This window comes from Actinomadura oligospora ATCC 43269 (assembly GCF_000518265.1).
GTDB lineage: Bacteria > Actinomycetota > Actinomycetes > Streptosporangiales > Streptosporangiaceae > Spirillospora > Spirillospora oligospora.
This window is the reverse complement of record NZ_JADG01000008.1, coordinates 455,903-470,669: the sequence shown is the minus strand read 5'-3', so window position 1 is coordinate 470,669 and position 14,767 is coordinate 455,903. Positions and strand designations below refer to the sequence as shown.

The 14,767-nt window shown below is 71.7% G+C and carries 12 protein-coding genes and 1 tRNA gene; 8 read left to right on the top strand and 5 right to left on the bottom strand.

The features are described from left to right. The first annotated feature begins 30 nt into the window (after positions 1–30). The gene (locus P696_RS45350; RefSeq protein WP_051467512.1) at positions 31–357 is read left to right on the top strand and encodes a PspC domain-containing protein; all 327 of its coding nucleotides are present in this window, start codon (positions 31–33) and stop codon (positions 355–357) included. Positions 358–406: 49 nt separating this feature from the next. Here P696_RS45350 and P696_RS45345 read toward each other — a convergent pair whose 3' ends face one another. Together P696_RS45345 and P696_RS0114010 are read right to left on the bottom strand one after the other, a co-directional pair. Further along, positions 407–2,125, bottom strand: a complete 1,719-nt coding sequence (locus P696_RS45345; RefSeq protein ID WP_245627655.1) for an MFS transporter — start codon at positions 2,123–2,125, stop codon at positions 407–409. A gap of 139 nt (positions 2,126–2,264) precedes the next feature. Beyond that, positions 2,265–2,606: a metallopeptidase family protein gene (locus P696_RS0114010; RefSeq protein ID WP_026412838.1), complete on the bottom strand. Its 342-nt coding sequence runs from the start codon at positions 2,604–2,606 to the stop codon at positions 2,265–2,267. Between the two features lie 32 nt (positions 2,607–2,638). Here P696_RS0114010 and P696_RS0114005 point away from each other — a divergent pair, with 32 nt between their 5' ends. From P696_RS0114005 to P696_RS0113980, 6 genes are all read left to right on the top strand, one after another. After that, on the top strand, positions 2,639–4,246 hold the full coding sequence (locus P696_RS0114005) for a metallophosphoesterase family protein (RefSeq protein ID WP_245627654.1): 1,608 nt from the start codon (positions 2,639–2,641) through the stop codon (positions 4,244–4,246). Between the two features lie 65 nt (positions 4,247–4,311). Continuing rightward, positions 4,312–4,384, top strand: a tRNA-Glu gene (locus P696_RS0114000). A gap of 347 nt (positions 4,385–4,731) precedes the next feature. Then, complete coding sequence (locus P696_RS0113995) at positions 4,732–5,247, top strand: hypothetical protein (RefSeq protein WP_026412836.1); 516 nt, start codon at positions 4,732–4,734, stop codon at positions 5,245–5,247. 183 nt (positions 5,248–5,430) lie between these two features. Beyond that, positions 5,431–6,189 (top strand): L,D-transpeptidase family protein, encoded by a 759-nt coding sequence (locus P696_RS45340; RefSeq protein ID WP_245627653.1) that lies wholly within the window; start codon positions 5,431–5,433, stop codon positions 6,187–6,189. A 301-nt stretch (positions 6,190–6,490) separates the two neighbouring features. Beyond that, on the top strand, positions 6,491–6,913 hold the full coding sequence (locus tag P696_RS45335; RefSeq protein ID WP_051467510.1) for a BlaI/MecI/CopY family transcriptional regulator: 423 nt from the start codon (positions 6,491–6,493) through the stop codon (positions 6,911–6,913). Between the two features lie 18 nt (positions 6,914–6,931). Beyond that, on the top strand, positions 6,932–7,780 hold the full coding sequence (locus P696_RS0113980) for an arylamine N-acetyltransferase family protein (RefSeq protein ID WP_026412835.1): 849 nt from the start codon (positions 6,932–6,934) through the stop codon (positions 7,778–7,780). On the opposite strand, the gene P696_RS45330 is transcribed toward P696_RS0113980, so the two are convergent. The 3 genes from P696_RS45330 to P696_RS0113970 form a co-directional block, all read right to left on the bottom strand. After that, entirely contained in the window at positions 7,722–10,562 is a 2,841-nt protein-coding gene (locus tag P696_RS45330) for an FAD-binding and (Fe-S)-binding domain-containing protein (RefSeq protein WP_064744015.1), read from the bottom strand. The genes P696_RS0113980 and P696_RS45330 overlap by 59 nt on opposite strands. A gap of 286 nt (positions 10,563–10,848) precedes the next feature. Then, entirely contained in the window at positions 10,849–11,073 is a 225-nt protein-coding gene (locus P696_RS59290; RefSeq protein WP_084337427.1) for a DUF397 domain-containing protein, read from the bottom strand. Positions 11,074–11,300: 227 nt separating this feature from the next. Then, the gene (locus P696_RS0113970) at positions 11,301–12,173 is read right to left on the bottom strand and encodes a helix-turn-helix domain-containing protein (protein ID WP_026412834.1); all 873 of its coding nucleotides are present in this window, start codon (positions 12,171–12,173) and stop codon (positions 11,301–11,303) included. A gap of 869 nt (positions 12,174–13,042) precedes the next feature. Between P696_RS0113970 and P696_RS0113965 the strand changes: the two genes are divergently transcribed. Continuing rightward, positions 13,043–14,659 carry a cyclic nucleotide-binding domain-containing protein gene (locus P696_RS0113965; protein WP_026412833.1) on the top strand — a complete coding sequence of 539 codons (1,617 nt, stop codon included), beginning with the start codon at positions 13,043–13,045 and terminating at the stop codon, positions 14,657–14,659. Positions 14,660–14,767 lie beyond the last annotated feature (108 nt).

Here is a 14,767-nt window from a genome sequence, read left to right as displayed (position 1 = left end):
GAGCACGGCCTGGAGAGGCAGGATCTAAGTATGGACACGCAGAACGGCACCAAGCAGCTCCGCCGGACCCGCGACGGCAAGATGATCGCCGGGGTGTGCTCCGGCGTCGGCCGCTACCTGGGCGTCGACCCCAACCTGGTCCGGCTGGGCCTGGGCGTCTTCACCCTGTTCGGCGGCGCGGGCCTCGCGCTCTACATCATCGGCTGGCTGGTCATGCCGGAGGACGGCGCCGAGTCGTCGGTCGCCGAGGACCTGTTCCAGAAGGCCAAGGAGAACCCGTCCGTCCAGGACGCCGCCCAGAAGGCCAAGGACAAGGCCAAGGAGACCTTCGCCAACGCCAACAAGCCCCGTCAGTGACCGCGCGCCCTGAGCGAACCGCCAGGGCCACGGGACCCGTGCGCCCGCGTCAGGACGGCGACGCGGACGGCCGGACACCCCCGGCCCGTCCAGGCCGCACCCCACCCGCCCGCGTCTCCCCACCCCGAACACCCTCAGCCCCCGCAGCCACCTCGCCACTCGCGGACAGTTCGGTGCTCGCGGACGCCTCAGCGCCGCCAGGCTTCTCCGCCCCGGCGGTGACCTCCCCCGCCACCGGCCCCGCCCCGCTCCCCGCAGCCGCCTCGGCCTGCTGAGCGGGCCCCTCGCGCTCCACGAGCTCCTCGGGCCCTTCGCAGACCACGGGCGCTGCGGCGAGCGAAGCCTCCTCGGGCACCGCGCGCGCTCCGCTGCCCGCGAGCTCCTCGGGGACGCTGTGCCCGGCCCGTCCGGCTGATCCGTTGAGCGGCTCGTGCGCCACGGACGGCTCGTGGACGGCCGGGGCCTCCTGCTGGACCCCTGAGGGTTCGCGGGGTTCGCGGATGCCGAGACGTTCCCGGGACGTGGAGATCAGCGAGCCGCGCAGCTGGTTCCAGGTGAGGGTGAGCATCGCGGCGACCGACAGGCCGAGGACGCCCGCGAGCGCGACCACGGTCTCCGGGCCGAGGTACTGCGCGGCGGCGCCGCCCACCAGGATGCCGACGCCCTGACCGGCCAGGATTCCCGACTGGGCGAGCCCGAACGCCCGCGCCCGTCCCTCCGCCGGGACGGCGGCGACGAACGCGGCGTTCGCGGCCAGCTGGTACGCGCTGCCCACGCCGGACAGCGCGTAGATCGTCACCACGCCCCACAGCGGCGGATGCGCGCCCGCGACGATCAACGGCGCGCAGGCGAGCATGGCCATCCAGCCCATCGACCGCAGCCGGTTCGTCGGCCGGACGAACCGGCTGAACACGAACGCGCCGAACACCATCCCGGTCGGCATCGCCGACATCAGCAGCCCGACGGTCAGCGGGTTCCGGTCGAAGGTGGCGGCGTAGGGCGCGGCGATCCCCTCCGGCAGGACGTAGAAGGCGCAGAGCCACGCGAACGAGACCAGCGCCCGCAGGACGGGGTCGCCGAACACCAGGCGCGCGCCGTCCCGGGTGCCGCGCCACAGGCTCCGCGACGCCCGCTCGTGCTCGCGCGGCGCGGGCCTTCGGCGCAGGCCCACCACCAGGATCAGCGCGGACGCGGCGAACGTGAGGGCGTCGAGCCCGAGCGCCTGGTAGGTGCCGACCATGGCCACGATCGCGCCGCCCGCGACGAACCCGAGCATCTGGGTGGCCTGGTGGGTGATGTTGTTGATGGCCGACCCGGCGACGTACCTGTCCCCTTCCAGGACGTCCGGGAGCAGGGCCGCGCGCGCGGCGGTGAACGGCGCCCCGAGCAGGACGCTCAGGAACACCAGCACGCACAGCACCCAGAACGGCAGCGCGCGCAGCGCCATCAACGCGACCAGGACCGTCCGGGCGACGTCGCACATGATCATGACCGTGCGACGCGGGAACAGGTCGGCCAGCCCGGACAGCACCGGCCCGCCGACGATCGGCGGCAGGTAGGTCAGCGCGTAGGTGAGGGCGGTGTAGAGGGCCGATCCGGTGCGCTGGAAGACCAGCACCGCCAGCGCCACCTGCGCGAGCTGGTCGCCGATGAACGACAGCGCCTGCGCCAGCCACAGCGCGCGGAACTCGCCCACCGCGAACACCTCGCGATAGGTGGCCTGCGCCTCCGCCGGCCGCCGGTGCCGACCGCTCTGCCGTCCAGCCACGCGCTCTCCACTCCGCTCTCCTCCTCCCATTAACTCACGCTGCGTGGCAGTTATGTGACCTACCGTGCCCAATTCGTGGAACACATTGCCGGGCGAACCTCTTGACCCGCCCGTGATCTGCGCTTATCCGTCCGCGCGGTCAGTACCCGAGCTCGTGCAGCCGGGCGTCGCCGATGCCGAAATGGTGGGCGATCTCGTGCACGACGGTGATCCGGACCTCCTCGACGACCTGTTCGGCCGTCTCGCAGACCCGGAGGATCTGGTCACGGTAGATCGCGATGTGATCGGGCAGGACCCCGGCGTACCAGTCGCCGCGCTCGGTGAGGGGTACGCCGTGATAAAGACCGAGCAGGCCGGGTTCGGGCGCGACATCCTCGACGACGATGACGACGTTGCGCATGTGCGCGGTCAGCTCGGCCGGGATGGAGTCGAGGGCCTCGGAAACCAGGTCCTCGAACGCGTCCCGCGACATCTCGATCACAACGCCCATTCTGCTCCACGAAGGGAGACTCCTTGCCGCCACGTTCCCGGAACCCCCGAGCCCTGGTCTCCCGCGTCAGCGCGCGCCTCGAAACCGCGCGCTCCCGGCTGCGGCCGATCACGTCCCGCCTGCGAACACCCCGGACCCGCCGCGCCGGACGCGTCCTGCTGGTGATCGTCGTGGGCCTGGGCGGCGGCCTCGCGGGCCTGCTCCTCGGCGGACGCGTCGACACCCCGGTCGGCCCCACGGACGTCTCGCTCACCCTCCAGGCGTCCTGGCACGGCGGGACGACCATCGCGATCCCGCCACTCGGATCCCTCCACCTGGACACCCACTGGGGGCCCGTCGCGCTGCGCGCCCAGGTGACCCAGCTGCGCCTCGCCGACGCCCGCGCGTTCATCGAGAGCGCCAACGTGTCCGACCAGCAGATGACCGACCGGATCGCCGGGCAGCTCTGGCACGGCATCTGGATCATGCTGCTCCGGGCCGTCCTGCTGGCCCTGGCGGGCGCGTTCGCGGCCGGGCTGCTCGTCTTCCGCTCGTGGCGGCGCGCCCTCGCCGGGTCCGGCGTCGCGCTCGCGGGGATGCTCGCCGTCTCCCTGACCGCCTGGCTGTCCTTCAGCCCGACGTCCCTGGCCGAACCCCGCTACACCGGCCTGCTCGCCAACGCGCCCCGCGTCGTCGGCGACGCCCGCAACCTCGTCGAGCGCTTCACCTCCTACCGGGCGCAGCTCGCCCGCCTGGTCGGCAACATGTCCCGGCTGTACGCGGCGACGTCCACCCTCCCGACCTACGAGCCCGACCCGTCCACGCTGCGGATCGTGCACGTCTCCGACATCCACTTGAACCCGGCCGCCTGGGACGTGATCCGCTCGGTCGCGAACCAGTTCCAGGCCGACCTGATCGTCGACAGCGGCGACCTCATGGACCACGGCACCCGCGCCGAGGACAAGTTCGCCGACGACATCTCGACCTTCCGCGTCCCCTACGTCTACGTCCGCGGCAACCACGACTCCCGGGGGACGCAGAAGGCCGTGGCCCGGCAGAAGAACGGCGTCGTCCTGGACGACGCCACCCGCCAGATCGAGAACCTGCGCATCTACGGCGTCGGCGACCCCCGCTACACCCCGGACAAGTCCACCCGAGGCGACAACGTCGGCGACGCCCAGATGCGCGACGAGGGCCTCCGCAGGGCCGAGAAGCTCCGCGCCTCCGGCGCCCGCCCGGACATCGTGATCGCCCACGACCCCGCCGAGGGCGCCGCGTTCTCCGGCCTCACCCCGCTCGTCCTGTCCGGGCACACCCACAAGCGCGAGACCAGCCTGCTGCCGACCGGCACCCGCCTGTTCGTCCAGGGCTCCACCGGCGGCGCTGGCCTGCGCGGCCTCGAACACGAGGAACCCACCCCGATCGAGCTGTCCGTCCTCTACTTCAGCCGCGCCACCCACCGCCTCCAGGGCTGGGACGACCTGCGCCTCGGCGGCCTCGGCCTGACGTCCGCCCAGATCGAACGCCACCTCGAGCCCAAACCCGACCACGCCGTCACCCAGCCCGCCCCCTCCCCGGCCCCGGCCCCGTCCTCCCCCTTCCCGTCCCTGCCGCCGTCCCAGTGGCCGACGACACCTCCGTCCCGTCCATAACCGTTTGTGCGTCCCCCCACGTTGTCCCCTATGCTGGGCACAACGGTGGGCCCAGCCCGCCTTAGGCCCCCTTCGTCTAGCGGCCTAGGACGCCGCCCTTTCAAGGCGGTAGCGCCGGTTCGAATCCGGTAGGGGGTACGCACTTTCGGGTATCCGACAGCCGTTCACGCTCGGATTCCTCCCATCTTCCTCAGCCGGACCTGCTCGATCAGGTCCGGCTTTGTTGTTTTCGCCGGTAGACGCTGCCGTGCTCAAGGTCCCCGACGATGTGGCGCCCGACGTGTACGGCCCCTGAGCGGTCGACCGGGCCGTCCCGCTGCTGCGGAGCAGCCTCGCCGTGAAGCGGCGGCTCGGCGACCGCTTGGGCGCAGGGACCGTGGGCGAGACGCTCGCCTGGGTGCTCGCGGAAAAAGATGATCACGAAGGGCGGTCGGCGGGGTAGCATCCCACCACTCACATCACTCCCCCGCACAAAAGGTGTCAGCATGCGTAAACTCACCGCAGCCATCGTCGGCGGCGCGGCGCTGGCGACCACCCTCGCCACCACGCTCCCGGCGTCCGCGGACACCGGCCACCGGGCCGCCTCCGGCTCGTCGTTCCTGGCCGGCTCGGACGTGTCGTCCACCGCGAAGATGGTGCGCACCGGCAAGATCCACTACTACAAGGCCAAGGAGATCAGCGGCGCCAAGGTCTGGGGCCACTGGTACTGGGCACGCAAGGGCAACGGCCCCGCGTTCGTCTTCCTGGTGACCAAGGTCAAGGACACCCGCGGCGACGGCAAGAGCGCCGGGTTCTGCTACGACCTGTGGGGCGGCAAGGGGCACGACGCGATCCGCGACATGTGCTTCGTCACCCGCGGCGGCAACGGGACGGTCCGCCGGGTCGCCGGCGCGATCGAAGGCGCCGACCACTTCCGCCTCCACGCGGCCGTCGGCCGTCTCGACAGCAAGAAGCACATCTTCTACACCTCGAAGGTCGGCCCGACGCTCCGCGTCCGCTAAGACCGTCCCCGCACGCGCGGGACGGATCGCATGCGCGGGTTTTGACGACGGCCGGGCCCCTTGGGTTCGGCCGTCGGCTCGTGGGTATTCGCACCCCTCGCACCACTTGTCCCCCGAGGCCCGGAGGACTACTTAATGAGGGAGATCATTCCCCCCACAACCCCGACCCCCGAGGAGAGTTGAATGCGCCGACTCCTGCTTGGTCTCGTCCCGCTGGCGATCGCCGGGACGATCTCGGCGGCCATGCCCGGCACCGCCGAGGCCGCCGTGCACCGAGCACCGGATCGGGCGGGCCTCGTCCCGCACACCGTCGCGGCCGCCCGGGGTGACGTCTCGGCCCAGGCCAAGACGCTGCACTATGGCGACAAGGGCGCGACGGTGAAGTATCTCCAGACGCGCCTGCGGGCGCTGCACTACGACCCGGGCACGGTCGACGGCCGGTACGGCAAGGACCTGCGGTACGCGGTCTTCGCCTTCCAGCGCGTCAACAAGATCACCCCGAGCAGCACCGTCGGCGCGAGGACCTGGAAGGCCCTCGCGCACCCGGCGCAGCCGCCGCGCGTCCTGAAGGGCGGGGCGGCCAACCGCGTCGAGGTGTCCAAGAAGCACCAGCTCGTGGTCGTCTACAAGGGCAACAAGGTCCAGCTGATCACGCTGACGTCCACGGGGTCCGGCCAGCGGTACTGCTCGCAGGGCAAGTGCTCGTACGCCAAGACGCCGTCCGGGAACTTCCGCGTCCTGCGGAAGATCAACGGCTGGCGGCACGCGCCGCTGGGCGGCCTCTACAAGCCGCTGTACTTCCACGGCGGTTACGCGCTGCACGGGTCGCCGAGCGTCCCGCTGTACCCGGCGTCGCACGGGTGCGCGCGCATCCCGATGTACCACACGGCCGATCTGCTGTTCCGGATCGTTCCGGTGGGCACCGCCGTCTACGTGCGCTGACCGGCGCGGACGGGCGGCCAGGGCGCGGTGGGCGGGTCGCCCACCGCGCCGGGCCGATCCGGGGGCCCGGGGGTCGGTGACGGGCTCCGGTCGGTGTGGCCCGGCGCGGCGGGCGTCCTTGCGAGAGAGGTTGATTACTCTCCGCAGCCTCTTCATTACCCTTGAGCATGATCGCTAACCGTGCGATGGGAATCTCCTGAAACGAACGGGAGAACCGGGAGGGACGAGGCGTCCCAGACCGGACGGCGCGGACTACGATTGCCCCATCATGCAAACGTCGGACGGAGCGGGGACGGATCCGGTGACGCGCAGACGGCTGGGGCAGCTGGAGGCCGAGGTGCTGGCGGCGCTCGCCGCCGCGGAGCGCCCGGTCGCGACCGCGGAGCTGCGCGAGGCGCTGATCGGCGCGCCCGCCTACACCACGGTGAACACGATCCTGTTCCGGCTGCTCGGCAAGGGCCTGGTCAGCCGGATACGTGAGGGCCGCCACTTCCTCTACAAACTGGCCGTGGACGAGTCCCGGCTCGTCGCCGACCAGATGCACGACCGGCTCCGGGTCGCCAGCGATCCGCCCGAGGTGCTGGCCCGGTTCGTCGCGACGCTCAGCCCCGAGGAGGAGCTGACGCTCCGTGCGATCCTGGCGCGCCCGCACGACCCCGTCCCCGACCGTCCCGCCGTCGAGGACGTCCCGGCGGAGAACCGTCTTGACCTGAGGAGTGGTTGAGGTCGTAGCGTTCTTCGCATGAGCGACATGTGGCACGGCGGCGACCTGGATCTCGACGCCTACCTGGACCGGGTCGGCTTCGGCGGAGAGCGGACGCCGACGCTCGCCACGTTGCGCGCGCTGCACCGGGGGCACACCACGTCGATCCCGTTCGAGAACCTGGAGCCCGTGCTCCGCCGCCCCGTCCTGCTGGACGTTCCGTCCCTCCAGGACAAGCTGGTGCGTTCCGAGCGCGGAGGCTACTGCTTCGAGCACGCCGCGCTGTTCGCGGCGGTGCTGGAACGACTCGGCTTCGACTTCACCGGTGTCGTCGGACGCGTCGTCGTCGGCGCGCCCGAGGGGACGGTCCGTCCCGCGACGCACGCGCTGCTGGTGGTCCGGCCCGAGGACGACGACCGCGCGTGGCTGTGCGACGTCGGGTTCGGCGGCGGGCCGCTGGAGCCGCTGCCGCTCGAGGACGGCGCCGAGTCCGTCCAGGAGGGCTGGCGGTTCCGGCTCGTCCGGCTGGACGACGACGAGTTCGGCGTGCGGAACTGGACCCTCCAGCAGCACGGCCCGGAGGGCTGGGTGCGGCGGCACGTGTTCACGCAGGTCCGGGCGTTCCCGATCGACTTCGCCCTAGGCAGCCACTACGTCGCCACGAACGCGCGCTCGCCGTTCGTCGCACGCGTGTTCGCCCAGCGGTTCGCCGTGGACGCGCTCCGCCAGCTCGACAACCTGACCCTGATCACCATCCGGCCGGACGGCACGCGCGAGACCCGCGAGCTGGAACCCTCCGAGTTCATCAAGACGCTCGCCGACTTCGGGATCATCCCCTCGGGCGAGGACGTCCAGAACCTCCTGAAGGTGGTCGGTCCGACCCCCTGACGCCCGTTCTGAGCGCGTCCGCGAGCAGTTCGGCCAGGTGGACGGCGCGCCGTCCCGTCCCCTGGACGATCTGGACGCGGCACGAGAACCCGTCCGCCAGGACGAGCGGCGCGTCGCGGGCCTTCGGGTACAGCTCGCGTTCGGCGCAGCCCTGCGACACGTCCCAGTGCCCGCGCGCGAACCCGAAGTCGCCCGCGAGGCCGCAGCACCCCGACCCGACCACGTCCGTCCGCACCCCGAGCCGTTCGAGAACGCGCAGGTCGGGAGCGTAGGAGCCCTTGGCCTCCTGGTGGCAGTGCACCTGCGCGACGGCGTCCTGGTCGACCGTCCCGAACGGCCACGGGTCGACGTCCGCGACGAGCTCGGCGAGCGTGACCACGGACGCGGCTAGGCGGTGCGCGCGCGGATCGTCCGGCAGCAACTCGGGGGCCTCGTCGCGCAGCATGACCGTGCAGGACGGTTCGAGGCCGACGACCGGCAGCCCGGCGTCGAGGGCGGGTTCGAGCACGTCGAGCGTCCGCCGCAGCACCCGCTTCGCGATCCCGAGCTGCCCGGTGGACTGCCAGGTCAGGCCGCAGCAGACCGCGCGCGGCGGTAGGACGGCCCGGTGCCCGGTCGCGGACAGAACGGTCACGGCGGCCCGTCCGACCTCAGGCGTGTGGAACGCGGTGAACGTGTCGGGCCACAGCACGACAGGCCGTCCCCCACCCCGCTCAGGCAGGCTGCCCCGCAGCGGCCGGACGGCGAAAGGCGGCAGGTCACGACGCGGTTCGACCCCCGCCGCGAACTTCACCGCCTTCGCGACGCGAGGCCGCCGGAGCGCCGCGTTCGCCATCCCCGCCACCCCCGGGACGGACGTCGCGAGCCGCGACCACAGCGGCAGCCACCCCATCGAGTAGTGCGTCATCGGCCGGACGCGCCCCGCGTAATGGCGGTGCAGAAACTCGGACTTGTACGTGGCCATGTCGACGTTGACCGGGCAGTCGCTCGCGCACGCCTTGCACGAGAGGCACAGGTCGAGCGCGTCCCGCGCCTCGGTCGAACGCCAGCCGTCCCGCAGCGACTCACCGCGCAGCAACTCGGCCAGCACCCGGGCCCGCCCCCGCGTCGAATGGACCTCGTCCCGGGTGACCTTGAACGACGGGCACATGGACGTCCCGCCCGAGACGACCCGGCACGCGCCGACGCCCACGCACCGCTGCACGGCCGCCGTGAACGAACCGCCGTCGCGCGACAGCGCGTGCACCGGCGTGATCGTGAGCCGGTCCGCGCCCGGCCCGGGACGCAGCCGCTCGTCCAGCGGCTCCGGATCGGTGATCACGCCCGGGTTGAACGTGCGGCCGGGATCGAAGAGGTGCTTGAACGCGGCGAACGCCACCCGCACCTCGGGCGAGTACATGCGGTCCAGCAGCTCGGACCGGGCGTGGCCGTCGCCATGCTCTCCCGACACCGATCCGCCGTGCCCGACGACGAGATCGGCCGCGTCCTCGACGAACGCCCGGTACGCCCCCGGACGCGTCCTCAGCGGAAAGTCGAGCCGCACATGCAGGCAGCCCTCGCCGAAATGCCCGAACGGCACGCCGCGCAACCCGTGCGTCCGCATCAATGCATACAGTTCCCGCAGGTAGGAGGCCAGACGTTCGGGCGGGACGGCCGAGTCCTCCCAGCCGGGCCACGCCTCACCGCCGTCCGGAAGGCGCGTCACGATGCCCGCGCCCGCCTCCCGGATCCACCACAGGTCCCGCATGCGCCGCGGCTCGTCCACGACCACCGAGTGCTTCGTCGCGCGGGCCAGAGCGTGCGCGGCCTCGCGCGCCGCCTCCGGGCTCTCCCCGCCGACCTCGCAGTACAGCCAGCCGCCGCCGGACGGTAGGTCGGCCCCAGCCCGCTGCCGTCCCGGCCGGGCGCGCAGCGCGGCGAGCAGGTCGGACGCCATGCCCTCGACGGTCAGCACCGCCCCGGACGCCGCGATCGCGGGCCCCGCCTCCGCCGCCTCGTACACGTCCGCGAACCCGAGCACCGCGAGCGCACGCGCCTTCGGCGGCTCGACCAGCCGGACCGTCGCCTCGGTGACGATCCCGCACGTCCCCTCGGCCCCGACCAGCGCCTTCGCCACGTCGAACCCGTTCTCGTGCAGCAGATGGTGCAGCCCGTAACCGGACCCCTGCCGCTCGAACCGTCCGAGCTCGGTGCGCAGCGGGCCGAGATACGCGTCCCGCAACGCCCGCAACCCACGTTCGAGTTCGAGGTCGTCGATACCGCCGCGCCGCGCGGTGACCTGCCGCCCGTCCGCGAGCAGAAGCCGCAGCTCCAGGACGTTCGCGGCCGTCGTCCCGTACGCGACGCTGTGCGGCCCGCAGGCGTTGTTGCCGATCATCCCGCCGAGCGTGCACCGCGCATGAGTGGACGGATCGGGCCCGAACGTCAGCCCGTGAACCCCCGCCGCCGCGCGCAGATCGTCCAGGACGACCCCGGGCTCGACCACGGCCGTCCGCGCCTCGGGGTCGATCGCCTTGATCGCCGTCAGGTGCCGCGAGACGTCGACGACCAGCCCGTCCCCGATCGAGTTCCCCGCCACGGACGTCCCGCCGCCGCGCATGGTCACCGGCACCCCGGCCCCGACCACCACCCGCCGGATCCGTTCGAGGTCCTCCACCGAGCGCGGCTCCGCCACCGCGACCGGGACACGCCTGTACAGGGACGCGTCCGAGGAGTAGGCCGTCCGCGCCGTCAGGTCGGTGCGGACGATCCCCGAAAGCTCTCCGGCAAGAGACCTGATCATTCCCTCACGGTAACCCGCGACCGCCCGCCCGACCCGCGACCGCTTCAGGCCGCCCCCACCAAGCCGCACTCCAGGACGACATCACCCAGAGCCAAAATCACCGCAGGACGACACCACCTCTGGGCGACATCGCCACAGGACGACGCCACCACGGGACGGTGTCGCCGCGGCCCCGTCCGCCTCGCGGAGCACGTGTGCTCCGCTCACCCCGCGGCGACCGTCCCTCGCCCGAGCGTGGTCGCCCCACAACACACACTCGAACACACGGAATTCCGGTGGACGAAAATCAGCCGGATCTTGGCACAACGTCACATCGTCCAGCGCGAATACTTGTCAGAAGTCCGCGCCACCGATCGTGACTCAGCTCCATCTCCCCACGCTCGGGCGCGTGAGAATCTCGCACCAGCACCGATGTCCGCCACGGCGCGACCTCGACGCAATCGCCCTGGTTGCCACTCACACTGCTCTTCCGCCAATCGAGCACGTTCCCCCGGTCCGACCGAACGACCATCCAGCAACCCTCCATACATTGCCGGCAGGGGTCACCTCGCCCGAGATCGGACCGGCGCACCCACTGAGCCAGGGTCGAGTTGGGCATAACTCACCACAACCTTGTGGCCTCTCCGCCCATGAGTGTAAACGTTTGTCCTTTTCCCGCCTACACTCCGCCACAAGATCACGGAGTCGCCCTATATGGCCCGGTGGCCCGATAGGTGTGCGATTCGAGTTATCCCTCCCTCACCCTTCCAGCTCGTCCGCTACCTGCCGGATGAGTTCGATGGTCTGGTCGGCCGGCAACGCGGCCTCGAGCATACGTTCGAAAATGTCCCGGTACTCGGCGATCTGCGGGTCGTCGCCGGTGATCGTCGCCGCCGTGCCGGGCCGTCCCTCGAGGTGCAGCACGTCGGACAGCTCACCGTCGAACTCCAGCAGGACGAACGGACCGTACACGCCCTGGTGGTATCCGGCCTTGAACGGAATGACCCGCACGCTGAGCTGGTCCTCGCCCTCCACCCGGTCAACGATGTGCCTGAGCTGCATGGGCATGATGCCCGGGTCCTGGCCAACACCGACGTGGCGGCGGATGACGGCCTCGTCGAGCAGGTAGTACTGGCGCGGGGGCTTCGCGCGCTCGGCGAGCCGGCGCTGACGCTCCAACCGCAGCTCGATGCTCATCTGCGCAGCCGTCGGATCACCGAAGTCCGACACGAGCACCTGCGCGTACTCGCGGATCTGCAGGAGCCCCGGCACCAACGTGCCGTGGAACTGGCGGATGATGGAGGCGCCGGCGGTGTAACCAGTGAGACTCAGCAGGTCGTCGTTGACCAAGCCGCGGTATCTGCTCCACCAGGGGGTCTCGCGGGCGCCTCGCGCGAGCGTCTGCAGACGCTCCTGGCGGCTCTCGGACGTCACGTCGTACGTCATGAGGAGCGCCTGGAGATCGGTGCGGGTGATCGAGCTCTTGCCGCCCTCGACCCTGATCAGCTTGGACGGCGACCACTCCAGGGTCCGCGCCACCTGCTCCTGGGTCAGGCCCTTCTCTTTCCGCAGCCTGACGAGTTCGCTGCGCAGCAACGCGCTGTCGACTACAGGACCCTGGTCCGTGGCCATCTCAGCCTCATCCTCACTAGGAACGGGCGCAGGTGGGCGCGTCCGGCGTCCGAGTCCGAACGGGCGGCACCTTCACCCGCGTTATCCGCTCGTTCTCACTTTGTGTAGCTGAAATCATATAGCCGGTTGCCACATGGCAACACGTAACAAGTCACATTGCTGGCGGTCGAGGCGGCAGCAACCGTGTCGCCACCCGCCCGCCCGGCGGGAGGCAACCCGCCACCGAGCGCCCTCCCGTCGGCCGCCGACCGGGCGCCCCGCCGAAGAAGTGACCCCATGTCCGCCTCTGTCATGGTTTCATTCCTCTTCCTTGCGGTAAGGCAGGTGTTAGGATGCAATGTAGCAAATCGGTAGACGCTCAGATGCTCCACGCCAAGGTGGATGGTACAACGCAAGACCGGCCTTCACCGCGCGTAGGGGGTTGCGGCCTCGTCCGTGGAGGCGGGAGCGCGCCGATCGACACCGTGCCGACGCTCGGGAGGCAGTGACGACGGACGCCAGACCGCCCTACAGGGACGCGAACAGAGCCGCCCCGGATCCGTCTCGACCGCCGGTTGCCAGCCAGGGAGATCGAGAGGGGACGGGGGCGGCTCCGCAGGGGACCGCCGGATCGCCGCCGGACCGGCGGCCCGCACCCGACCAACGGGGTGTGGGCTCGTTGACCAGCGGAAACGATGACGGTCTCCGTCAATCAAAGCACGCTCGACCGGTTCCCACCAGAGCCGGACCGGCTTTCCGTTCCCGCAGCGCCCGGCGGTGCGGGAGAGGTCACGGAGGCCGGGCACCGCGGGCCGGCGCCCCCCGCCGGTCCCGCCCCAGCGCTTCGATTCCGGCGGCTCGTCCCGCCCCCTCCCCCTAAGAGGGTCGTGATGACCAGATACCCCGATCGGCACCTTCCCTTCGATCCCGACGAGACCCCTGATCCCGACGACACCGACCAGCCTCCCGACGAGGTCACCCGGCGGGACCGTCCGGCCGGCGACCGGCACCGGCCCAGCCCGGCGCGCCCAGGGCCGAGAGGCCCCGGACAGGGGCGTTCCGGGCCGATGCGCTCAGGCGCGCGCCGTGACGACGACGCGCTCCCCCCGACCCAGCCGATGCTCTGGCGTCCGGACGCCGACGACGGGCCGGTCCCCACACGTCCGTCGGCGTCCGGGAGCGGTCGCCGTCCGCAACTGGACGGGGCCGGCCGGCACGACCGTCCGCCGGTGTCCACGCCCGGGTTCGATCACGCGCCGGGCCGAGCCGTCGAGGGGGCGGCCCGGCCCGGCGTCCCCGCCACCGTGCCGGCGTCCGGGGTTCCGGCGCGTCCGGCGGGACGCGGCGTCAACGGCTTCGGCGGCGGCTCCCCGGCGCCGCGTCCGTTCGAGGACCCCCCGCTGCCCGAGCCGGTCGGCTGGACGGCCGGGTCGGCGGACTTCTGGTCCGCGCTGACCTCGGTCGAGCGGATGCACTTCCTGCGGTACTCCGAGCCCGAGGTGCTGCCCGCCGGGCACGTCCTGTGGCGGCAGAACGAGCACGCCGACCATGTCGCGGTGATCTGGAGCGGGAAGGTGACGATCCGGGTCGGCCAGAACGGCGGTGAACGGATCGTCGCGGTTCGGGGGCCGGGCGACCTGATCGGCGAGCGGGCCGCGCTTCTGGTGCGGCAGCGGTCGGCGACGGTCGTCGCCCTCGACCGGCTGACCATCCTGCGGATGCCGGTGAGCGAGTTCGCCGCGTTCCTGACCGCGTACCCGCGCGTGCTCACCATCCTGGACCAGCAGATGTACGCGCGCCTCACGCAGCCGCCGGTGCAGGAGGAGCGGCATTCCACGGTCGCCGCCGCGACCGTGCCGATGCAGCTGCCGGTGGCGCACGGGTCGGTTCCGCCGCCGGTGCGGCGGCCTCCGGAGACCACGCTCGACTGGGCCGGGACGGTCTGCTCGATCATGTTCGTCGACGTCGTCGGGTTCTCGGCCGAGCACCGCAACGACACCGACCGGATGGAGCTGCGGCGCGTCCTGTACGAGGCGGTGCCGGAGGCGCTGGAAGGGTCGAACGTCCCCTGGGCGGCCTGCTACCACGAGGACCGCGGCGACGGCATGCTCATCGTCGTCCCGCCGCAGGCCCCGCCCGCGGCGGTCGTCGACCCGATGCTGTCGCTGCTCACCGCCCGGTTGCGCCGCCACAACCACGCCGCCAGCGAGGCGATGCGGCTGCGCGTCCGGATGTCACTGCACATCGGCCCGGTCATGCCGGACCGGGAGGGCGTGAACGGCGCGGCGATCATCCAGGCCGCCCGCCTGCTGGACGCCCCCGAGCTGCGGAACCAGATGGCCGACACCGACGCGGACGTCGGGTTCATCGCGTCCGACTACGTGTACCAGTACGTCCTCGCGCCGGGGCCCGGGTACATCAACCCGCGGTCCTTCCAGCGCATCCGCTTCCGCGCCAAGAACGCGGCCTACACCGGATGGATGCACCTGTCCCAAGGCACCTTCTGACCGTCCCCACCGCGATCGACCCCGCCGGACGGCGGCACGGGAGCACGCCGGCCGGTTCGCGGACCACCCCCGCGCGGACCCTCCACCGCGCGGGGGTCACCGCTTTCC